Source organism: Candidatus Terasakiella magnetica (assembly GCF_900093605.1).
Lineage (GTDB): Bacteria > Pseudomonadota > Alphaproteobacteria > Rhodospirillales > Terasakiellaceae > Terasakiella > Terasakiella magnetica.
Genome location: NZ_FLYE01000034.1, coordinates 102,318 through 123,204, shown reverse-complemented (window position 1 = coordinate 123,204; position 20,887 = coordinate 102,318). Strand labels below are relative to the sequence as shown.

Here is a 20,887-nt window from a genome sequence, read left to right as displayed (position 1 = left end):
TTTAGCTTCATAAGTGATATAGTTTGAATAAGAATGACTTCAAGGAGAGGAATGTTATAATTTTATGGCAGTGAGGATTTTCATATCACTTTGGCGTTGTAAGAAAATAGCCTGATCTTCATTTTCTTCTTTATTTACAGCACCTAAGGGAAGGCTCTGTGAGCCACCTTGCCAGTTGCCAAGTTTTTTAAGGGACGTGACAATATGGTAATCTGTCAGGGTTTTACCGCGATTTTCCCCACGTCTGACTTCTGTTGTAACTTCTTTAAGATAGCGCACATGATAGATGCTGATTGTATCATTATGATCACTGCCAGTGATGTTTAACACAGTTCCATTATGGCTAACTTCTAATCCTTTAGACGAAGACAGGTCATTTTTTATTGAACCGATTACCGCATGTTGCTTATTGCCGCTTGATTGATATGTCCCATTAACGATCATCTGCGGGGTATAGACATAACGCAGGTTAAACTTTTTGGCATAATCACGTTGGCGATCAGAAAAGGCGGCCTTGGCATGCACATCCTCCCAGCCGATATAATCCCAATAATCCACATGATAGGCAAGGGCGAGCACATCTGGGCGCTTGGCAAGCTTTCCTAAAAAAGCATCAGCAGGCGGGCAGCTTGAACATCCTTGTGAGGTAAAGAGTTCAACCACGCTGAGGCGTTCATTTGCAGGGGCGTGAGTTGGGGTGAAGACGAGAAGAGTGAGGAGTAAGATGATGCGCAGCATGGGGCGAAATCCAGTTGTGATTTACAGCCCTTTCACTTTACGCTGATGCGCCTTCACAAGCTAATCACATCATAGTGAACATCCCGATGATGTGCGAGCATGCGCCCTGCGATATTAAATCCACCCAGACAGAGGATCAGGCCATTTTCAGGCAGGCGGGCACTGGCAAGCTCAAGGGCTTGCTCAATTGTGTCGCAGGCCTCTTTATGTTCGCCTTGAAGGCAACTGATGATATCATCACAGGTCATCATGTCCGGCTCTGGCTGAAGGGCGATGAGATGGTGAAAGCTCGCTTTAATATCAAGAATGTTTTTATCATTTTTAAAGCCACAAATCAGGCTGATGGGGCGGCCTTTAAAATGATCAAGCACCGATTTAATCGCAGCTTTGGTATGGGCCACATCAATATAAACCGGCGGGTTGATTGAAACTTTGTGCAAGCGTGCCGGGATGCGCGCGCCATGGGTATCAGGTAAATGCCCCAGTTTGAAATGATGCTGGATGGCGTGGGCGCTTAGCCGCGCATTGCTTTGCATAGGTGCAAGGGCGGGAGAGCTGCAATCAATATAATTAACCCCCTTGGGCAGGCCGTTCTCGGCGGGGCCATAGGCGCTGATGAGTGTGTCACCTGTTTTACAAATGGCGGTTTTTTCCGTGGCGATAGCCTCATGGGTTTGCCCTAAAATGGCGGTATGTTCCAGATCAATTGATGTCAGTACTGATATATCGCCGCGTGCCACTTTCACAGGATCAAACCGCCCGCCAAGGCCAGCTTCCATAATGGCAATATCCACATCGGATTGGGCAAAATGATAAAGCGCTGCCAATGTTAAGGCTTCAAAACGTCCCACACCATCTGTAGCCGCAATTTTATCCATGGCCCAGTTGAGAATATAGTTGAGACCACGTTCTTCAATTTCCTGCCCATTAATGCGGATACGCTCGCCCACGCGCAAAATATGCGGTGAAGTATAAAGCCCGACCTTTTTACCCAGCTCCATCGCCATTTGCGCCATCATATGGGCGGTGGTGCCTTTGCCGTTAGACCCAACCACTTTAATTGTTGGCACCATCTCAAGGCCTTGGGTGAAGCTCTCCATGCGTTCAATCACGCCGGGCTCGCCAAAACGGGGGAGTTCTAAAAGTCGTTCAAGTCCGCTCATAAAAAATAGGCCTGTTTGATCAATCGAAGAAAAGTCTGTGTGCCGATAAAATAGCTCGCTTGTGTTTCATCCAGCTTTAAGGCCTTTTGAAGGGCGCTCACATCATCAAAAGGGCCTTCATAACAGACGGTGTGAAGACGTGCTTTTTCATAAGAGAGAAATCCGCGCTCCCCTGTTAAAATCACATGCTCCATTGTGGCGTTTAACCCAGCCAAGAGCTCACAGATACCCTCAATGTCTTTATCATCAGGCAGGGAGAGGATAAAGCGCAGATGGCCTTGATGCTGTTTTATCAGGCGTTCTAAAAAAACTTGATCAGCACTTTCACAGGCAATCATGCCTTCATAATACCACTTTCCTTTTTGCCCAAAAGAGGCAACGGGGCAAGCTGGTACGGGCAAGCTCTGGCCTAAAAAGACAGTTAAGGCTTCATGGGCGGTTTCTTGGCATTGGGCAAACCAATGAGGCCTCAAGCTGTTGTTTGCCTCATCCGTGTTGCCAAGGACCAGATGGGTGCAGCTTTGGGTAATAGACAGTTTATCTACCTTGATCTCTTCAAGGCTGGGGCCGAGATAATCTGCATGCTCTTTAAAAATGGAAGTGACCACACCCACATGGGCAGGCAGTTGCCCACCTTCATCAAAGCGCACGCCACGGCCTGTTTCAATGACGAAAAACTCAACGCCTTCTTCTTTAAACCATTGCAGGGCAATGAGCAGGAAAAGACCATACGGCGACAGATAATCTGGTTTTTGAGGTTGCTTTAAGTGAGGCAGGAGCTTTTCATAGCAAGCAACAAAACGCTCTTTAGAAATCGCCACCCCATTGATGCGCATACGATCTGTATGGTCAATCTCTTCCGGTGAGATCAACAAACCCACCTTGCCTTGGCTTTCAAGGGCGTTGGCGCTAAGGCGCGCGACCGTACCTTTCCCTTTTGATCCGGTGATCTTAAGGGTTTTTTGCGCATTGGGTAGAAGGTCAAGTGTGCGCGCAAGCTTGAGGATAATCTCAGGCTTGCGGGTCTCACGATCCAGCTTGCCTTTCAGCAAAGGCTTGACTGAAAGGTAGCTTGCAAAGATGTGATTAAGCGCATCCTTGTAAGTCATAAAATGCACCTAAAAGATAAAGGGAACCACATAGCAGAACGCGCGCTGGCTTATCACGCTCGGCCTTAATTAAATCAAAGGCAAGCTGCAAATCTTCACAGGCTGTGGCAAGCCCGCCGGCCTCTTGCACCTGACCTGCCAGTTTTTCAGGTTTTTTGGCGGGTTGATCAGGGATAGGCACGCAATAGACATGATCGGCAAGTCCGGCAATTTTTTGCAAGAAGGCTTTGCTGTTTTTGCGTTTCATCATGCCATGGATGATGTAAAGCGGGCGATCATTCCATTTTTTAATCTGGGTGCGCAGGGCTTGGGCAGCGGCCTCATTATGCCCCCCATCCAGCCAAAGCTCAAAACTGTCTTTTAAAAACGGGTCGGGTTCAACTCGCTCTAAGCGACCGGGCCAATAAACTGAGCCCATGGCATTGGTGATGGCTTCTCGCGGCAAGTTGAACTGGTCTTTTAAAACTTCAATACAGGCAAGGGCCAAGCCTGCATTATTGATTTGATGGTCCCCGGCAAGATTGGGACGCGGCCAGACGCTATCACCGTCCCAGCCTTCAAACACCATCTGTTTGCCTGCTTTTTTGACAAACCATTCACGGCCCTCACGATACCAGTCGATCTCAAGCTCTTTTATGCGTTCACGAATGGCTTGATAAGCTTCTTCATCCTGCTTTGCCATCACGCAGGGTACGTTCTTTTTCAAAATTCCGGCCTTCTGGCTGGCAATTTCGCCTAAAGTGTCGCCTAAAAATTCCTGATGATCATAAGAAATCGGCGTTAAAACGCTAAGGGCCGGGGCTTTTACCACATTGGTGGTATCGCCCGTGCCGCCAAGGCCGGTTTCCAGCAAAATCACATGGGCTTTGATGCGCGAAAAAGCAAGAAAAGCCGTGGCTGAAATGGCTTCAAAGACGGTTAAGGGCGCACCTTCATTGGCTTGAATGACTTCTTGCAGCAGGCTTGAAAACGTTTCCTCATCAATCTCATGGCCCTTTAAATTGATACATTCATGGGGGCGAACAAGATGAGGGGAGGTAAAACTGTGAACACGGTAGCCCACGGTTTCAAAAAAGCTTTGCAAAAAGGCAATTGTCGAGCCCTTTGCATTGGTGCCTGCCACATGAATAACAGGGGGGAGCTGGTCTTGAGGATTACCCAAACGCGACAAGAGGGCTTGGAACCTGTCCAAGCCCAGATCAATGTCCTTGGAGTGGAGTTTTTCCACTTCCTTGAGAAGCTTCTTGCTACTCAGCGGGAGTCTCCTCGTCTTTTTCTTTTGCGACAGGGGCTTCGCCTTCTTCAATTGGCGCGCCATCTGGGCGGCGGATATCCGGTGGTGGAGGGATATGGTTGATATTGTCTGTTGCTTCTGATTCAATCGGCGTATCTTCAGAAGAAAGCTCAACCACATCACCAGCAGGTTTTGTGTTGCGCAACAGGCTCAAGACCTTAATGAGGGTTGGGCGCAATTCATGGCGGCGCACCACCATATCCACCATACCATGCTCATAAAGATATTCTGCCGTCTGGAAATCATCAGGCAGCTGTTCGCGAATGGTTTGTTCAATAACGCGGCGTCCGGCAAAACCGATCACAGCGCCACTTTCAGCAATCGCCACATCACCAAGCATGGCAAAACTGGCTGAAACACCGCCTGTTGTCGGGTCTGTGAGCACCACGATATAAGGCAGACCTGCTTCTTTGACACGTTCCACACCAATGGTGGTGCGCGCCATTTGCATCAAGGAGAGGATGCCTTCTTGCATGCGTGCGCCACCAGAGGCTGGCACAACAATAAGGGCGGCATCTTGAACGATGGCAAGCTTGGACGCAGCCACTAGACCTTCACCCACGGCTGTTCCCATAGAACCACCCATATAGGCAAAGTTAAAGGCGGCAATGACCACATTTTGACCACCCATTTTACCATGGGCCACGATCAAGGCATCGTCTTCCTTGGTTTTGGCATGGGCTTCTTTGATGCGGTCTTTATATTTGCGACGATCGCTAAATTTAAGCGGATCACTCGGCACATCTGGCAGTTCAGCGCGGGTATATTCACCCTCATCAAACATCAATTCTAAACGTGCTGTTACGCTTAGGCGCATGTGATGGCCACAATGTTGGCACACGTGATGGTTTTTATCCAGATCACGGTGGAAGATCATCTGGCCGCACTTTGTACATTTATGCCAAAGGTTATCAGGGATTTCCTTTGGGCGCACAAGGTCGCGCAATTTAGGTTTTACGTAGTTGGTTAACCAGTTCATTTAATCTTCCTCACTTAGCAGCGCGAACGCCGTTAGCTAAATCTTTCACATAAGACAGTACAGCGTCAACCAAACCGTCTTTGGCCTTGCCATTTTCATCTACATTCTCAGCAATCTGTTTCACAATCGCAGAGCCAACAACCGCAGCATCACTGATGGAGGCCATGGTTTTAGCCTGATCGGGGGTATTGATCCCAAAACCAATGGCAACAGGCAGCTCGCTAAATTGGCGAATGCGTTTTACTGCCGATTCTACATCGGATGTGGCGGCTGATGCCGTGCCTGTCACCCCTGTGATGGAGACATAATAGATAAAGCCGCTGGCCTTGGATGTAATCATCTCAAGACGGGCATCATCTGCTGTTGGGGTGGTTAGATAGATGAAATCCAGACCCGCTTTTTGGGCAGGTAGTGCAAATTCTTTTTCTTCTTCAGGGGGCAGGTCAACAATGATGAAGCCATCAACGCCAACTTCTTTTGCTGCCGCAATGAAGGCCTCCACACCATAAGAATAAATCGGGTTGTAATAACCCATCAAGACAATCGGTGTGTCGTTATCGTTTTCGCGAAACTCACCCACAAGCTCCAGCACACCCTTTAAGGTCATGCCTGCAGCCAGTGCGCGTTGAGAGCCCAACTGAATGGCAGGGCCATCAGCCATAGGATCAGAAAACGGCATGCCGATTTCCAGCACATCTGCGCCCGCACCCGCCATACCACCGATGAGTTTTTTAGATGTTTCCAGGTCAGGGTCCCCTGCTGAAACAAAAGTCACAAGGGCAGAACGTCCTTCAGCTTTAAGGGCTGCAAAGCGTTTTCCAAGTCGTGTCTGGCTCATAGTTCTGTCCCCATGGCTTTAGCAATTGTATTGACGTCTTTATCACCACGACCGGACATATTGACCACAAGGATCTGATCGCTCGACATTTTCTTTGCCATTTTTTCAGCTTCTGCAATCGCATGAGAAGATTCAAGGGCAGGGATAATACCTTCAAGCTTGGTACAGAGCTGGAAGGCCGCAACGGCTTCGTCATCCTTGATTGAATGATATTCCACACGGCCCATGTCATAAAGCCAGCTATGTTCTGGCCCGATGCCGGGATAATCAAGCCCGGCAGAAATAGAATGGGCTTCTTCGATTTGACCGTCATCATCTTGTAAAAGATAGGTGCGGTTTCCATGAAGGACACCGGGACGCCCGCCTGTTAATGAGGCGGCATGTTCATCGGTATCGACACCATGACCGGCTGCTTCCACACCAATAATCTGAACGTCTTTCTCATCCAAAAATGGATAGAACAGACCCATGGCGTTTGAGCCACCACCCACACAAGCAACAAGCGTGTCAGGCAGGCGACCTTCTTGTTCCATGATCTGTTCGCGCACTTCTTCACCAATGATTTTTTGGAACTCGCGCACCATCACCGGATAAGGGTGAGGCCCAGCAACTGTGCCGATGAGATAAAAGGTGTTATGAACATTGGCAACCCAATCGCGCAAAGCTTCATTCATGGCATCTTTTAGGGTGCCTGAACCTGCTGTGACCGGGCGAACTTCAGCGCCGAGCAATTTCATGCGAAAGACGTTTGGCTGTTGGCGCTCAATATCCTTGGCACCCATGAAAACAGTACAATCAAGACCAAAGAGCGCACAGACTGTTGCGGTTGCCACACCATGTTGGCCCGCACCTGTTTCTGCAATAATGCGTTTTTTGCCCATACGTTTGGCAAGTAGGATTTGCCCGATACAGCTGTTGATCTTATGAGCACCGGTATGGTTGAGGTCTTCACGTTTGAAGTAAACCTTGGCCCCGCCGCAATGTTCGGTAAAACGCTCGGCAAAATAAAGCGGGCTTGGGCGACCGACATATTGTTTCAGGTAGCCTTGAACTTCGGCCTGAAATTCAGGATCGTCTTTGGCTTCATTGAAATATTTTTCAACTTCCAAAATAAGCGGCATCAGGGTTTCAGCCACAAAACGGCCCCCGAAAATACCAAAGCGTCCGTCTTCGTCTGGTCCAGCCATAAATGTATTGGGTGTGTTCATCTGTTCAATCACTTCAAAGGTGTGAGAATTTGCAAGTCTTATAGCGCATGTGCAAAAGCACTGGCAAAGGAAAACGTATATATTTTGTCATTCTGGGGTGCGTCTAAACCTATAATGGGTACTGGTTTTCACCCCTGCAAGGCTTACCCCTTCACAGCGGCAATAAACTTTTCAATGAGCTCGGGGCTTTTAACGCCTTTTTCAGCTTCCACACCGCTTGAAACATCTACGGCTTTACAGCCGCTTTGGGCGATCGCGTCCTTTACATTTTCAACGTTTAGGCCGCCTGCAAGCATCCATGGGCTGTCCCATGATGTATCGGTTAACAAGTTCCAATCAAAGGCAATGGCATTGCCCCCCGGGCGTGTCGCGCCTTTGGGTGGTTTGGCATCAAATAACAAACGATCTGCCACCTTGTCATAGGCGCGTGCGGCCTCAACATCTTGGGCAGTTTCAATAGGCAGGGCTTTCATGACCGGAAGGCCGAAATTAAGCCGGACCTCTTCCACGCGGCTTGGTGTTTCATGCCCATGAAGCTGGATGATATCAAGGCGCACATGATTAAGCACTTCCATGAGTTGATCATCACTTGGATCAACAAACAGGCCAACGCGCAAAACATCAGCATCCCCGATCATATCAAACACTTCAGCAGCGTTTTGAGGCTCAACATGGCGCGGGCTTGGTGGGAAAAAGACACAGCCGAGATAATCTGCCCCTGCTTCAATAGCAGTGCGGGCATCTTCACGGTTTTTTAGTCCACAGATTTTAACTTTACATGACATTGCGATTTCTCCAGCGACCATAAGCCAAGGCCCAGAGCATAGCGAGTAATCCGCCACCTACAAAGGCTTTGAAGGTTTCAAGGGCAATAAAGATCAGGTTCCACGCAAGGGCTGATGAGTCATCCCCCATCGCCATGCGGGTAAAAAACGGCATATGGAGCACTAGGCGCAGGATGAAGGTTAAGACCCAGATGGGCAAAACCACAACAAGGCTTGCGGCAAACAGGCGAGAAAAGTCATGGCGCAGGCCATGAAATGAATTTCTCATCAGTTGCTTAATGGATTGTGGGTCATCTTCAGTAATAGCAGGCAGCACAAAGGCAAAAAGCTGGATGAGCCAGCCAACAATCAAGCTGGCATAAAGATGCGCGCTGACCCCATCAAGTGCGGTAATCCCGCCCATGATCAAAATGTCAGGCTGATGGAAAAATAACGGCTGATCAAACCACAAAGCAAAAGCACTTAAGGGCAAAAAGATAAGGCCAGAGGCCAAGGCGTATTTGCCTTCGCGCGCATTGAGCTTGGGTAAAAAGGAGACGGCTCCGTCCATGGATCCTTTAAGCACAAAGCGTTGTAATTGGCTGGCATAAAAGGTCCAAAAGGCAACCATCAAGCCCCATTCAACCACCCGCAGGGCATAATAGCTTTCAACGCCCCAGCTTTTGGGTGTGGACCATAAGGCAATGAGAAAAACCAGCAGGAAGGGAAAGAGCCCTGCGCGCAGCAGTATCATGGGGTTGCGCGATAAGACGGCGTAAACCCCATTGACCATTGCCAAAATCGGCATTTTTTCGTCGAGTTTTTTTTCCATGAGACTTTATATGGAAGAATTGCCCTTTAAAGCAATCCCTTCATAAAGCTTGGCTAAGACAAGGGATGACCAGAGCATGGAAAAGACGATCAAAAAGTCTGAAAACATCAGTTGTGGCAAGCTGCCCCAGAAATCTTTTTCATCGGGCATGAGCGCTGGGATTTGCATGAGCGTCATGGTGAAGAAAATCACCGGACAGTAACAAACCAAAAAGGCGGTGACGATTTTAAAGCCATAGCCGCGCGTCCAGTTAAAAGACAGGCGGATATTATCCCAAACCGAGCCGGGATGGTCCATGGCAAGGGCGGGAAAGGCGAGGCAGATTTTTAGATTGATCCAAAAGCCGAGGATCATCCATAAAAACATGCTGCCTTGAAACTCTTTGGGCAAAAGCGTGAAGACTTCTGCCATATGGCCCAAAACGGTCATAAAAAAGGTGAGAAAGAAAAAACGCGCAAAAGGTCGATTGGCCCCATCAGCCACTTTTTCAGCTTTGCCCATAAGATAAAACCGTGTGGCCGAAACCCCAAGCAAAGCAAGCGCGAGGGAGTTTGACACACTGGCAAGGGCAAGGCCAAAATTTGGGACCTTCACCAAAAAGAGCGAGGCAAAGGAAAAGACCACAGGCAAAAAGATATATTTGCGAAAGACCTTCGCATTGTCGCGCATAAAACTAAGCGCATCAAAAACAAGCGTGTGGACTTGGATTTCCATTTATAGCCCTTCCAGTTCCTGAGCGATTTTACGTGCTGCTTCCACCGGATCATCCGCTTGGGTGATGGGGCGACCAATGACCAGAACATCTGCGCCTGCTTTAATGGCATCGGCTGGGGTCATAATGCGTTTTTGATCGCCTTTTGCCGCCCATGCCGGGCGAATGCCGGGAACGATCAGTTTAAAATCTTCTCCACAGGCTTTACGAATGGGGGCAATTTCTTTGGCAGAACAAACCACACCGTCCAGACCATTTTCTTGCGTGAGCTTGGCAAGGCGCACCACTTGGTCTTCCACACTGTCGTTTAGGCCAATGGCGCTCAGGTCATCTTGATCAAGGGCTGTAAGAATAGTGACCGCAATGGTCCAGTTGATGCCAGCTTCACGCCCTGCTTGGGCCGCTTTTTTCAACATCTCTGGCCCGCCTTGGGCATGGACATTGATGATTTCGGGCTGGATGGGGCCAGCGGCGCGAATGGCTGAGGCCACCGTGTTGGGGATATCGTGAAATTTCAAATCAAGAAAAACCGGCATGCCGACCTTGCGAATGGCAGCCACCCCTTGTGGGCCGTTGGCGGTGAAAAATTCTTTACCAACCTTCATGCCGCCAACCAAGCCTTTGAGCTTTTCAGCCAGCTCAATCGCATATTCCACCTCGGTGGTATCAAGGGCGACATAAATACGTTCAAAAGCTTTCATCATCAGGCTCGCATGGTTTGAATAAACGGATATGTTGATTTTGGATTAGGGGATTTGAGGGGGAATGTCAAAGAGAAAGGAAAACGTCATGCTGGTGAAGGCCTGCATCCATCTGATTTTGCTGGATTCTGGATCAAGTCCAGAATGACTAAGGGTAATCTCAAATTCCATTTTGAGCAAAATTATGCAATAATATCAGTCTATTGTTGTTGATGAAGGGCTAGGGTGATGTTCGCGAGCTTTCGATTTGACAATATCAAAGGTGATATTTATGGCGGGATCACCGCAGGGGTGGTGGCGCTGCCGCTTGCGCTGGCTTTTGGCGTTGCCAGTGGTGCAGGGGCCATGGCGGGGCTCTATGGCGCGATCATCGTTGGTTTTTTTGCCTCCGTTTTTGGCGGTACACCTGCCCAAGTCTCTGGCCCCACGGGTCCAATGACGGTGGTGATGACCGCTGTTATCATGCAGTATATTGATCAGCCCGGCGTTGCTTTCACCATTGTGATGATGGGCGGGTTGTTTCAAATTGGCTTTGGTCTGGCAAAGATCGGTAAATATGTCAGTTTCGTGCCATTTTCCGTGATCTCAGGTTTTATGAGCGGGATCGGGGTGATCATCATCCTGATTGAACTTGCCCCACTGTTGGGTCATTCGGTTGCCCAAGGCGGCACGGTTGGGGCCTTGGCTTACCTGCCAACGCTTCTGAGCCATATCCATGTGAACGCAGCCTTGGTGGGTTTGCTGAGCCTTGGCATTATGATCTTTTGCCCCAAAGCCCTTGCCAACCTCATCCCGCCTGCCTTGGTGGCGCTGATTTTTTGCACAGCTTTGGTTTTCATGCTGGATAATGGGGTGCCCATTATTGGGGAGATCCCAACCGGCCTGCCAAGCCTTATCCTTCCCACCATAATCTGGCCCCAGCTGATTGAGATGATCACAGCAGCCTTAATGCTGGCATTGCTTGGGACAATCGACAGTCTGCTCACCTCCCTCATTGCCGATAATATGACCAAGACCAAACATAAGGCCAATAAGGAGCTTATCGGTCAGGGCATCGGCAATGCGCTGGCAGGCTTGTTTGGCGCCATTCCCGGGGCAGGCGCGACCATGCGCACGGTGGTGAATATCCGCGCAGGCGGCAGAACGCCACTGGCAGGCGTGCTGCATTCAGCTCTTTTATTGGCTATTGTGTTAGGGCTTGGCGGGTTTGCCAGCCATATCCCCCATGCGGTCTTGGCAGGTATTTTGATTAAAGTGGGTTGGGATATTATTGATTGGCCTTTTTTAAAGGTGATGAAAAAAGCGCCCCAAACAACCGTGTTTCTCACCTTTTCGGTCTTAACGCTCACGGTCTTTGTTGATCTGGTCATTGCCGTGGGTTTTGGTGTGGTGGCTGCCAGCTTGATAACCTTGCAGCATCTCACCAGTTTACAGCTTGAGACCATGCGCGGTCATACGGGCAGAAACGGGAAAAGCCATCTCTCTCAAGATGAAAGTGACAAGCTGGAGGCTTTGGGTGATCGGGTATTTTATTGCCATTTTGGCGGTCATGTCACCTTTGGCGCGGCCCATGGCATTATGGAGCGTTTGGTGCCAGAAGACCAATGTGATGCAGTTATATTGGATCTTGGCGATATCAAACATCTTGATATTACCGCAGCTTATGCCTTGCAGGAGATTATTGAGGGTGCGCGTGACCATGATGTGTTGGTGATGATGGTCGGTATGCACGATCATATTGCGCAAAAACTGGAAACCATGGGGGTTTTAGAGCAGGTGGATGATGTGCATATTCATCTGGCGCGCTCAGACTGTTTTGTCTGTGCCAATGATATTTTATCCATTGAGGAAAATGGAAACCCCAAACCTTAAAAAGGTCTGGGGTTTTCACAATTGATCATGCGCTTATTGATGAAAACGCTGAAAGACACATGATCGAATTTTCCGACAAGTAAAGAAGCAGCGCCTTCTTTCTTGAGGTCTGGATTAAGGGCTTTTAAGAGGCCAGCTCAGAGCGGACCTGTTCGCGAAGCTCGTCAATACACACGCGCTCGCTGCCTTTTTCCATATGCCAGAAAGTCCAGCCGTTACAGGCTTGGGCATTTTGAACTTTAGCGCCAACCTGATGGATTGAGCCGCGGAAATCAGAAGCACTTAGGGTGCCATCAGCGCGCACTTTTGCTTCATAACGTCCCTTAACGTCCGTAAGCTTTGTGCCCGGCTCCAACAGACCACGTTCCAGCAATGTGCCAAACGGGATGCGTGGGGCTTGGCGTTTGGCTGGCGTGGTCAGCAAGGAGGTATCAACTTCACCCTTAATGGATTTAATGCGTTTTTCAGCTACCTTGATATAGTCGGTTTCGCGCTCAAGTCCGATGAAGTTACGACCGAGTTTTTTCGCAACCGCACCTGTTGTACCTGTGCCAAAGAACGGATCAAGCACCACATCACCGGGCTTGCTGGAGGCCATAATCACACGATAGAGCAGGCTTTCTGGTTTTTGTGTTGGATGAGCTTTCACACCTTCATCATTTTTCAGGCGCTCGCCCCCATTACAGATGGGCAGCAGCCAGTCCGAGCGCATTTGCACATCGTCGTTAAAGGCTTTCATGGCTTCATAATTGAAGTTGTATTTGGCTTTTTCCGATTTGGAACACCAGATCATGGTTTCATGGGCGTTGGTGAAACGACGGCCACGGAAGTTTGGCATCGGGTTTGTTTTGCGCCAGATCACATCGTTGAGCATCCAATAGCCCAAATCCTGCAAGGTCACACCCACGCGGAAGATATTGTGGTAAGAGCCGATCACCCAGATGGTGCCGTCATCTTTCAAAATACGGCGCGCAGCTTTCAACCAAGCATTAGAAAATTCGTCATAGGCTTTAAAGCTGTCGAATTGATCCCAATGGTCGTCGCAGGCGTCCACTTTGGTGTTGTTGGGGCGGTGAAGGTCACCACCGAGTTGCAGGTTATAAGGCGGGTCCGCAAAAATCAGGTCGACTGACTTTTCCGGGAGGCTGTTCATCAGCTCGATGCAGTCACCCTGCAGGATCTGATTCAGCGGAATTGTGTTTAGCGTTTTCATAGGCTCACTATGGAGCGAATCGGGTTAAAAAAAGTTTAACTCATTGAAAATAAATGAAAATTTACCTTTTGTTAACTTTTGGGATTCGCCTTCTTTGCGAAGGTGAGGCCTTGTGCAACTTGAAAGATTCTTCTGTGGAAGATGCAGTGATATGCGTGGTCTTTGTCCAGCATTCATAGTTCGTTTGGATACTGGCCTGCGCCAGTATGACGGTGTGGGGAGGCTCTCAAAGAGCAAAAAACCCGACAGGCAAAAGCCCATCGGGTTTCTTTAATTCTTCAAGAAGCTTGATGCTTACTTGGCACCAGTTGGAATAGGGCCCAAAATCATAATCATTTGGCGACCTTCCATTTTAGGATGGTGTTCAACCTTGGCGACTTCGACAGTATCTGCCTTCACCCGGTTGAGGATTTCCAAACCTAATTCCTGGTGGGCCATTTCACGACCGCGATAGCGCAAGGTGACTTTAACCTTATCGCCATTATCCAAAAATTTGAAAACGTTACGCATTTTGACTTCATAATCATGTTGATCAATGCCTGGGCGCATTTTGATCTCTTTGACCTGAACGACTTTTTGCTTTTTCTTGGCTTCGGCTTTGCGTTTTTGGGCTTCGTATTTGTATTTACCTGAATCGAGGATTTTACAAACCGGTGGCTCAGCATTGGGGGAGACTTCAATTAAGTCAATCCCGACTCTGCTAGCGCGTTTTAGTGCGTCCTCAATAGAGACGACACCAACCATTTCACCATTCTCATCTACGAGCCGAACTTGCGGGGCGCGGATTTCTTTATTGACGCGTGGGCCTTCTTGGGCCGGTTGCGCCTTCATTGGACGACGAGCTATCGAAACTTCTCCTATATCTTGCTACGCCAAAATGCATAAAAGCGCGAGCCCTTACTCACCGCAAGGACTTGCCGCTTCTTCCACTAGTTTAGCTACAGCTTCATCAAGTGCAAGAATTTCTTGCGTTTTTCCACCTAAACGGCGCATGGCAACTGTGCGGTTTTCAACTTCTTTGCCACCCACAACCAAAATTGCAGGTACTTTTGCATGGCTATGTTCACGGATTTTATAGTTGATTGACTCGTTTCTAAAGTCCGTATCACAAGACAAACCCTTGGATTTTAACAAATCACAGACTTCTTGTGCATAACCGTTATGGTCCGATGTGATGCTTGCTACGATCACTTGTTGGGGGGCCAACCAAAGTGGGAAGCGACCGGCAAAGTTTTCGATCAAAATACCGATGAAACGCTCAAAGGAGCCGAGAATCGCACGGTGAAGCATCACAGGTTTGTGTTTATTGCCGTCTTCACCGATGTAATCGGCGTTCAAACGCTCTGGCAAAACGAAGTCAACCTGAAGGGTGCCGCACTGCCAATCACGACCGATGGCATCACGTAAAACAAATTCCAGTTTCGGGCCGTAAAAAGCACCTTCACCCGGATTGAGCGTCCATTCCAGACCAGCAGCTTCAGTGGCTTCTTTCAACGCACTTTCAGCCTTGTCCCAGGTTTCATCCGACCCGGCGCGCACTTCTGGGCGATCAGAGAATTTAACTTTTACGTCTGTGAAACCGAAATCTTTATAAATAGACTGTAACAGGTCACAGAAAATCTTTGTTTCAGAAATGATCTGGTCCGGGCTACAGAAAATATGGGCGTCATCCTGTGTGAAGGAACGCACGCGCATGAGACCATGCAAAGCACCAGAAGGCTCGTTGCGGAAACAAGAACCAAACTCTGCCATACGTAACGGCAGGTCACGGTATGATTTCAGGCCTTGGTTAAAGATCTGAACGTGACATGGGCAGTTCATGGGCTTAATGGCAAGAACCTTGTCTTCAGCACCGGTGATGAACATGTTTTCGCGAAATTTCTCCCAGTGACCTGAGTCTTCCCACAGCTTGCGATCCACCATTTGGGGCGTGTTGACTTCAACATAGCCACCTTCTTCAAGGCGTGTGCGCATATATTCTTGGACTTTGCGGTAAATAGACCAGCCATGTGGGTGCCAGAAAACAGAACCAACCGCTTCTTCTTGGAAGTGGAAAAGCTCCATTTCTTTACCAAGTTTGCGGTGATCGCGTTTTTCAGCTTCTTCCAGCATGTGGAGATATTGGCGAAGGGCCTTTTTATCTGCCCAAGCTGTCCCGTAAATACGTTGCAGCATTTCATTGTTGGAATCACCACGCCAGTAAGCACCGGCAACTTTCATTAATTTGAAAGCCTTGCCAAGCTTGCCCGTTGACGGCAGGTGAGGCCCGCGACACATATCAAACCAGTCGCCTTGGCGATAGACGGTGACGTCTTCACCTGCTGGAATGCTTTCGATGATTTCGGCCTTATAAAGCTCGCCCATGTCTTTGAACTTGGCGATCAGCTCGTCACGTTCCCAGACTTCGCGCTCAATAGGGAGGTTGCGATCAACGATTTCTTCCATTTTCTTTTGGATTTTTTCAAGATCGTCATCGGTGAAGGGCTTCTTGGTGGCAAAATCGTAGTAATAGCCGTTTTCAATAGCCGGACCGATGGTGACTTGCACATCGTCAAACAGCTCTTGTACGGCTTGAGCCATAATGTGAGCGGCGTCATGGCGCAGCAGTTCCAGTGCGTCTTCATCACGCGCGGTGACGATGGACATATCCACATCTTCGGTAATTTCCAAAGACAGGTCTTTCATCTCGCCATTGATACGCACTGCCAAGGCAGCTTTGGCAAGGCCTGCACCGATATCGGCTGCAACTTCAGCCCCCGTAACAGAACCTTCAAATTCACGGACAGAGCCATCTGGCAAAGTAATCGCGACCATGGATTTCGCACTCACATAATTTATCAAAACATCAAGAGGGGCAAATTAGCGTGATTGTGCACTGTGTCAAGGTAAACCGTGACTTGCCCTGTGAGATGATTGATGTGATGTAAAGGATTCTTAGTATGGGCTAACCGATTGCCCGCTGGCAGGGTTGCCGATCATGGCGAGAAACTCTTTGCGCGTTGCCATGTTGTTTCTAAAAGCCCCTAACATGCGGGACGTCACCATGGTGACGCCGGGCTTATACACACCGCGCGTGGTCATACATTGATGTTGGGCCTCAATCACTACAGCCACACCGTGGGGTTCAAGCACATCCTGGATGACATTAGCCACTTGGGCGGTCATCTTTTCCTGAATTTGCAAGCGTTTGGCATAAACCTCAATAATGCGTGCTAGCTTGGAAATACCCACGACACGGTTTTTTGGCATATAGCCGATATGGGCCTTGCCAAGGATGGGGACCATGTGATGTTCACAATGGGATTCAAAGCGGATATCGCGCAGCAAAACCATCTCGTCATAACCATCAGTCTCTTCAAAGGTCCGTTTAAGGATTTCTTCCGGGTCCTGATTATAGCCTGCGAAAAATTCTTCATAAGAGCGCACGACGCGGTCCGGCGTGCCAAGCAAGCCTTCACGGGTATGGTCATCGCCTGTCCATCTGATCAAGGTGCGGACGGCTTCTTCGGCTTCTTCACGGCTGGGCTTTGCCCCAACGAGGTCTAATTTTGGCTTCGTGCTCACGAGACATTCCTTTCCATTGGACATTCACTGTGGAGCTAATAGGTATGTGTGTTCTTTTCGGATTACAATACCTGAGAAAATTTATCAAGTATTTAATCCGTAATAAAGCCCATAGCAAAATATGGGCTTTATTGACGATCTCAAGGCAGAAGCCTTTGATTGATTAACGCAAGAAACGCACGCGGATGGTACCGGGAATATCGCGTAAGGCTTGGCGAACGCCTTGGCCTTTTTCGATATCGGCATCCACATCAACAACCACATAACCGTATTCACCATCGGTTTGCAGGAATTGACCAAGAATGTTGAAACCGTGTTCCACCATAATTTCAGAAATATGCGCCATCACACCCGGTTTATTTTCATGGATATGCATAAAGCGTGTACCAGCCCCTTTAACAGGCAGGGATACTTCCATGAAGTTAACCGCGCCAAATGTGGAGCCATCATCTGAATATTTCACCAGTTTTTCAGCAACTTCTGTTCCGATATTGGCTTGGGCTTCCTGTGTGGAACCACCAATATGTGGCGTGAGGATCACGTTTGGAATGCCGCGAAGCTCAGAAACAAATTCATCGTCTGCGCCTTTAGGCTCAACGGGGAAAACGTCAATAGCAGCACCGGCAATATGACCATCTTTCAACGCATCTGCGAGAGCCGGGATTTCAACAACCTGACCACGTGCTGCATTAATGAAATGGGCACCGGCTTTCATTTCGCCAAGTTCGCGCGCACCGATCATGTTGCGTGTTTCAGCCGTATCAGGCACATGCAGGCTGACGATGTCAGACATTTGCAACAGCTGATCCATGCTTTCACAAGGTGTGGCGTTACCCAGTGGCAATTTATTGACCACATCAAAGTAAACCACTTTCAGGCCAACGGCTTCTGCGAGAATGGAAAGCTGGCTACCAATGTGACCATAACCGATGATACCAAGGGTTTTACCACGCACTTCATAAGAGCCCGTCGCAGACTTCATCCAGCCACCAGCATGGCAGCTTTCAGATTTTGCCGGAATGCCGCGCATCAACATGATGGCTTCCCCCAAGACAAGTTCTGCAACTGAACGTGTGTTGGAATAAGGGGCGTTAAAGACAGGCACACCCTTTGTCAGGGCCGTGCGCAGGCTTACCTGATTGGTGCCGATACAGAAACAACCAACAGAGAAAAGTTTCTCAGCACTATTGATCACTTCTTCAGTGAGCTGGGTGCGAGAACGAATGCCAACAATGTGGGCGTCCTTGATTTTTTCTTTCAGAACGTCTTCATCTAAGGCTTTCTTGTGGAATTCGATGTTGCTGTATCCTGCGTTTTCAAATACACGCACAGCATTTTCATGAACGCCTTCCAACAAGAGAATGCGGATTTTATCTTTTGCCAAAGACAGATTGCTCAACGGACTTCTCCTAAACCGTAAACCATGGGCTGATATTGAGGGCTTTTGTAAGAGGTCTGTCCAGTCAGGGCAACGATTAAATTTTAAAACCGAGCAGGGAAACGTCATCGCGACGTTTCTGGTTACCCTGAAATTGTGCAAAGCGTTTCTCAATGATCTCTTTTTGCTCATTCATTGGGCGACCATTGATCTCACTTAAAATCGTTTTTAAACGTTTGCGCCCAAAGGAACGCCCTGAGGTTTCGCCAATCTGGTCAATTAACCCATCGGTGCACAGGTAATATTCGCAGTCTTTTTCCAAGGCAAGTTCATGCAGGGTATAATGTTGATCATAAGGAATGCTGCGATAGCCCATGGCTTCACGTGTGCCTTTAAATTCGATCAATTCACCGTTTTGCAAGCGATAAAGCGTGAAATGCGCGCCTACGTAATAAAGCGTTTGGTCTTGTGGGGAAATAAAGCAGGCCCCCATTTCAAGCCCATCATCAGAATCCCCTACATGGTCCAAATTCTGCCCCAAGGTGGATTGCAGCAATTTATGCATATCTTGGATCAAGAGGGTGAGGTTGCCACAAGGGGTATTGATCAGGGCTTGTTCCAAGGCCCCTGTTGAAAGCAGGGTCATAAAGGCACCGGGAACGCCGTGCCCTGTACAATCGCCCAGCATAAGCAACAAACCGCTGCCCCATTCCTTGCTCCAGTAGAAATCACCGCCAACCGTATCTCTGGGTTCCCAGATGATGAAATGATCGTTGAGATGGTCTTGCATGGCGACATTATCGGGCAAGGTGGCGCGTTGAATGCGCGCAGCATAATTAATTGAGCTGGTGATCACGTCATAGGCATCTTTAAGACGCTTTTCAGCCTTTTTCTTCTCGGTAATATCGCGAATCGCGGCGGCAATAAAACGGCCCTCTTCTGTCATGATGGGGCTGAGGCTGACCTCAATGGGGAAACTTGAGCCGTCTTTTCTTTCTCCACTTAAGACTAAATTCGTACCCATTTCACGAAAGCCGGATTTATTATTAAAACTTTCACGCTGTTTGTGATGGTTTGCACGCACGGCCTGTGGCACCAGCATGTCCACATTTTCACCTAACAGTTCTTGCTTGCTATATCCAAAGTGGTTTTCCGCCTGTTTGTTTGCTAGCTCCATAATGCCTTTATCATTAACGATGATGGTGGCGTCAGGGGCTGATTCCAAGAGTGCGCGAAACCATCTCTCTCTTTCTGCAACGCGTTTTTCTGCCTTTTTGCGCTCAAGGGCATGTTCTTTAAAAAGCCGTACCGTGCGCCCCATCATGCCCAATTCTGTATTGGGGTTTTCATCCAGATGAAGCGGGGTGTCGAGTTGGTCGTTTGAGAGTTTGCGCATGACCCCAGTTATATTGCTGATCGGGGTAATGACTTTTGAGCGTAAAACCCAGTTGCTTAAAATAATCATGGCAGGAAAAAGAAGAAGCCCGCCCCAGATCATGTAACGTGCAAGATCGTGAATACGCTCAACGGCGGCTTCAACATTTTGGCTGGCAGTATGGTTTTCATCAATGATCGCGCGTGTGAGGGTTTGAAAACCCGCTAGGGCAGGCTCGTCATTAATCTTCACTTGGCGATCAATAGTTTGAGGTGTCGCCTGGTTCATGGTCATGACTTTAACATGAGGGGCATTACCCTCATAAGACAGAAGCACATGTTCGATATGGCGAAGGGCTTCAGTTTCGGCCTTGTTGATCGTGAGTTTGCGATAGTCGTTAATTAAGTTGCGGGCTTGATTAACAGAGTCTTGGAGTTTTGGATAAAGGGTGGCTTCTGCGCGCAGGATATAATTTTTAAAATGATGGATCATGCCGCCATAGCCAAAAGCACGAAGAAGCTTTTGCAAAAGTATAGGCTTGCCTAAAGCCATCTCATCCAGCCCTTCTTGAGAGACGGCTCTGTCTAAAATACCAAAGCCATAATATGCTGATCCATCATTGACTTTAACAGCGCGATCAATAGCTAAGATCGGGCGTTTATCTATGATCATTTCTTGGGCGGTTTTTAGGGACGCACTATATTGATTGACGGTTTCTTCAACGTAATTCAGCGCTTTTATTTCTTCGCTCTGATCCATGAAAATACGCAAGTGGCGCAGGGCTGATTTTGCAGCCCCGATGCGTTCTTCGGCTTTTCTTAGGTGTTTTTCATCGTGGCGCAGGATGTAGTTTTTGAAGTTATGGATCATGCCGCCATAACCAAGTTCTTCATAAAGGCTGTTTAGCGCGCGGGCTTTTTCTGATTGGGTGGCTTTAAAGGTTGCCCATGTTTTATCTACCAACAGGCTATCTTGACGCATGAGAAGCGAAGAAATGACAAGCACGCTGCCCAATAAGATGGAAACAGCTGCAAACCATTTCCCTAAAGATGCAATACTGACCGTATGAACCTGTTTTGCCATGGGTTTATCCTTATAAGAGCGCCTTTATATTAGGGCGCAAACTTATAAGGAGTCCAACAGTTAT

General features: G+C 48.5%; 18 protein-coding genes. 1 reads left to right on the top strand and 17 read right to left on the bottom strand.

Annotated elements, in window-relative coordinates:
* Window positions 1–54: 54 nt before the first annotated feature.
* The 11 genes from MTBPR1_RS11455 to pyrF all read right to left on the bottom strand — a co-directional run bounded on the left by MTBPR1_RS11455 (window position 55) and on the right by pyrF (window position 10,341).
* Complete coding sequence (locus tag MTBPR1_RS11455) at window positions 55–738, bottom strand: DUF1223 domain-containing protein (RefSeq protein WP_069189148.1); 684 nt, start codon at window positions 736–738, stop codon at window positions 55–57.
* Window positions 739–791: 53 nt separating this feature from the next.
* Window positions 792–1,901, bottom strand: coding sequence for a bifunctional folylpolyglutamate synthase/dihydrofolate synthase (locus MTBPR1_RS11450; protein WP_069189147.1), 1,110 nt, complete (start codon window positions 1,899–1,901; stop codon window positions 792–794).
* Window positions 1,898–3,010: a Mur ligase family protein gene (locus tag MTBPR1_RS11445; RefSeq protein WP_069189146.1), complete on the bottom strand. Its 1,113-nt coding sequence runs from the start codon at window positions 3,008–3,010 to the stop codon at window positions 1,898–1,900. Before MTBPR1_RS11445 ends, MTBPR1_RS11450 begins: the two co-directional genes overlap by 4 nt.
* Window positions 2,988–4,238: a bifunctional folylpolyglutamate synthase/dihydrofolate synthase gene (locus MTBPR1_RS11440; RefSeq protein ID WP_165602664.1), complete on the bottom strand. Its 1,251-nt coding sequence runs from the start codon at window positions 4,236–4,238 to the stop codon at window positions 2,988–2,990. The genes MTBPR1_RS11445 and MTBPR1_RS11440 overlap by 23 nt, the downstream gene beginning before the upstream one ends.
* Before the next feature lie 19 nt (window positions 4,239–4,257).
* Window positions 4,258–5,283, bottom strand: coding sequence for an acetyl-CoA carboxylase, carboxyltransferase subunit beta (accD, locus tag MTBPR1_RS11435; RefSeq protein WP_083223051.1), 1,026 nt, complete (start codon window positions 5,281–5,283; stop codon window positions 4,258–4,260).
* Between the two features lie 10 nt (window positions 5,284–5,293).
* On the bottom strand, window positions 5,294–6,121 hold the full coding sequence (trpA, locus tag MTBPR1_RS11430) for a tryptophan synthase subunit alpha (protein ID WP_069189145.1): 828 nt from the start codon (window positions 6,119–6,121) through the stop codon (window positions 5,294–5,296).
* Complete coding sequence (gene trpB, locus MTBPR1_RS11425; RefSeq protein WP_069189286.1) at window positions 6,118–7,329, bottom strand: tryptophan synthase subunit beta; 1,212 nt, start codon at window positions 7,327–7,329, stop codon at window positions 6,118–6,120. Before trpB ends, trpA begins: the two co-directional genes overlap by 4 nt.
* 143 nt (window positions 7,330–7,472) lie before the next feature.
* Window positions 7,473–8,114, bottom strand: a complete 642-nt coding sequence (locus tag MTBPR1_RS11420) for a phosphoribosylanthranilate isomerase (RefSeq protein ID WP_069189144.1) — start codon at window positions 8,112–8,114, stop codon at window positions 7,473–7,475.
* Window positions 8,104–8,925 carry a hypothetical protein gene (locus tag MTBPR1_RS11415; protein WP_069189143.1) on the bottom strand — a complete coding sequence of 274 codons (822 nt, stop codon included), beginning with the start codon at window positions 8,923–8,925 and terminating at the stop codon, window positions 8,104–8,106. Before MTBPR1_RS11415 ends, MTBPR1_RS11420 begins: the two co-directional genes overlap by 11 nt.
* Window positions 8,926–8,931: 6 nt before the next feature.
* Window positions 8,932–9,639, bottom strand: coding sequence for a hypothetical protein (locus MTBPR1_RS11410; RefSeq protein WP_069189142.1), 708 nt, complete (start codon window positions 9,637–9,639; stop codon window positions 8,932–8,934).
* Window positions 9,640–10,341: an orotidine-5'-phosphate decarboxylase gene (gene pyrF / locus MTBPR1_RS11405; protein WP_205631238.1), complete on the bottom strand. Its 702-nt coding sequence runs from the start codon at window positions 10,339–10,341 to the stop codon at window positions 9,640–9,642.
* Window positions 10,342–10,566: 225 nt separating this feature from the next.
* Here pyrF and MTBPR1_RS11400 point away from each other — a divergent pair, with 225 nt between their 5' ends.
* Window positions 10,567–12,210 (top strand): SulP family inorganic anion transporter, encoded by a 1,644-nt coding sequence (locus MTBPR1_RS11400; protein ID WP_069189140.1) that lies wholly within the window; start codon window positions 10,567–10,569, stop codon window positions 12,208–12,210.
* Between the two features lie 124 nt (window positions 12,211–12,334).
* On the opposite strand, the gene MTBPR1_RS11395 is transcribed toward MTBPR1_RS11400, so the two are convergent.
* The 6 genes from MTBPR1_RS11395 to MTBPR1_RS11370 all read right to left on the bottom strand — a co-directional run bounded on the left by MTBPR1_RS11395 (window position 12,335) and on the right by MTBPR1_RS11370 (window position 20,823).
* Entirely contained in the window at window positions 12,335–13,423 is a 1,089-nt protein-coding gene (locus MTBPR1_RS11395) for a site-specific DNA-methyltransferase (RefSeq protein WP_069189139.1), read from the bottom strand.
* A 294-nt stretch (window positions 13,424–13,717) separates the two neighbouring features.
* A complete protein-coding gene (gene infC / locus MTBPR1_RS11390; RefSeq protein ID WP_069189138.1) occupies window positions 13,718–14,254 on the bottom strand; it encodes a translation initiation factor IF-3 in 537 nt (178 codons plus the stop codon).
* A gap of 66 nt (window positions 14,255–14,320) precedes the next feature.
* Window positions 14,321–16,237 carry a threonine--tRNA ligase gene (gene thrS, locus MTBPR1_RS11385; protein WP_069189137.1) on the bottom strand — a complete coding sequence of 639 codons (1,917 nt, stop codon included), beginning with the start codon at window positions 16,235–16,237 and terminating at the stop codon, window positions 14,321–14,323.
* A 120-nt stretch (window positions 16,238–16,357) separates the two neighbouring features.
* The gene (gene folE, locus MTBPR1_RS11380) at window positions 16,358–16,987 is read right to left on the bottom strand and encodes a GTP cyclohydrolase I FolE (protein ID WP_420808126.1); all 630 of its coding nucleotides are present in this window, start codon (window positions 16,985–16,987) and stop codon (window positions 16,358–16,360) included.
* A gap of 163 nt (window positions 16,988–17,150) precedes the next feature.
* Window positions 17,151–18,386: a phosphoglycerate dehydrogenase gene (gene serA, locus MTBPR1_RS11375; RefSeq protein WP_069189135.1), complete on the bottom strand. Its 1,236-nt coding sequence runs from the start codon at window positions 18,384–18,386 to the stop codon at window positions 17,151–17,153.
* A 76-nt stretch (window positions 18,387–18,462) separates the two neighbouring features.
* Entirely contained in the window at window positions 18,463–20,823 is a 2,361-nt protein-coding gene (locus MTBPR1_RS11370) for a PAS domain S-box protein (protein ID WP_069189134.1), read from the bottom strand.
* Window positions 20,824–20,887: the final 64 nt, after the last annotated feature.

Bases quoted from the DNA above. Each gene is read 5' to 3' on its own strand.
- MTBPR1_RS11455 (WP_069189148.1), bottom strand. From the start codon at position 738: ATGCTGCGCATCATCTTACTCCTCACTCTTCTCGTCTTCACCCCAACT.
- MTBPR1_RS11450 (WP_069189147.1), bottom strand. From the start codon at position 1,901: ATGAGCGGACTTGAACGACTTTTAGAACTCCCCCGTTTTGGCGAGCCC.
- MTBPR1_RS11445 (WP_069189146.1), bottom strand. From the start codon at position 3,010: ATGACTTACAAGGATGCGCTTAATCACATCTTTGCAAGCTACCTTTCA.
- accD (WP_083223051.1), bottom strand. From the start codon at position 5,283: ATGAACTGGTTAACCAACTACGTAAAACCTAAATTGCGCGACCTTGTG.
- trpA (WP_069189145.1), bottom strand. From the start codon at position 6,121: ATGAGCCAGACACGACTTGGAAAACGCTTTGCAGCCCTTAAAGCTGAA.
- trpB (WP_069189286.1), bottom strand. From the start codon at position 7,329: ATGAACACACCCAATACATTTATGGCTGGACCAGACGAAGACGGACGC.
- MTBPR1_RS11420 (WP_069189144.1), bottom strand. From the start codon at position 8,114: ATGTCATGTAAAGTTAAAATCTGTGGACTAAAAAACCGTGAAGATGCC.
- MTBPR1_RS11415 (WP_069189143.1), bottom strand. From the start codon at position 8,925: ATGGAAAAAAAACTCGACGAAAAAATGCCGATTTTGGCAATGGTCAAT.
- MTBPR1_RS11410 (WP_069189142.1), bottom strand. From the start codon at position 9,639: ATGGAAATCCAAGTCCACACGCTTGTTTTTGATGCGCTTAGTTTTATG.
- pyrF (WP_205631238.1), bottom strand. From the start codon at position 10,341: ATGATGAAAGCTTTTGAACGTATTTATGTCGCCCTTGATACCACCGAG.
- MTBPR1_RS11400 (WP_069189140.1), top strand. From the start codon at position 10,567: ATGTTCGCGAGCTTTCGATTTGACAATATCAAAGGTGATATTTATGGC.
- MTBPR1_RS11395 (WP_069189139.1), bottom strand. From the start codon at position 13,423: ATGAAAACGCTAAACACAATTCCGCTGAATCAGATCCTGCAGGGTGAC.
- infC (WP_069189138.1), bottom strand. From the start codon at position 14,254: ATGAAGGCGCAACCGGCCCAAGAAGGCCCACGCGTCAATAAAGAAATC.
- thrS (WP_069189137.1), bottom strand. From the start codon at position 16,237: ATGGTCGCGATTACTTTGCCAGATGGCTCTGTCCGTGAATTTGAAGGT.
- MTBPR1_RS11370 (WP_069189134.1), bottom strand. From the start codon at position 20,823: ATGGCAAAACAGGTTCATACGGTCAGTATTGCATCTTTAGGGAAATGG.